We start from the raw sequence: 379 nt of genomic DNA, 5'->3' as shown, positions 1-379 counted from the left end.
CCCCATACGCCCTTAATTCACTTACTCTTTTAAAATATCTTCATCCCTAAGGATTCAAATTTCTAATTTGCTCTTACTCTTTACTTTATTCTCACAATATGTCAAAGAACCTTGTGTGAAATTCAATCAGCTTGCGCTCATCTCATTCACATCGTTCCCAAATCCGTTACTCACATTCGAGTAGGGGAGGGTGGTGTTAGTCCGTAGTCTATAGTCCGAAGTCGATAGGTTACTAAACTCTTTCAATCTGTTGATCAAGCTCGTTTGCTTAATCTTTACTCTGGTGGAGAATAACGGATTCGAACCGTTGACCCCCTGCGTGCAAGGCAGGTGCTCTAGCCAGCTGAGCTAATCCCCCAGGGATTGTTGCTTAATTGCT

General features: G+C 42.5%; 1 tRNA gene. It reads right to left on the bottom strand.

The features are described from left to right. Positions 1-281: 281 nt before the first annotated feature. A tRNA-Ala gene (locus SKC37_RS11665) sits at positions 282-358 on the bottom strand. Positions 359-379 lie beyond the last annotated feature (21 nt).

The sequence above is a fragment of the Aquirufa esocilacus genome (assembly GCF_042715595.1).
GTDB lineage: Bacteria > Bacteroidota > Bacteroidia > Cytophagales > Spirosomataceae > Aquirufa > Aquirufa esocilacus.
Note: the sequence above shows the minus strand (reverse complement) of the source record. Positions and strands in the feature narration are given on the sequence as shown.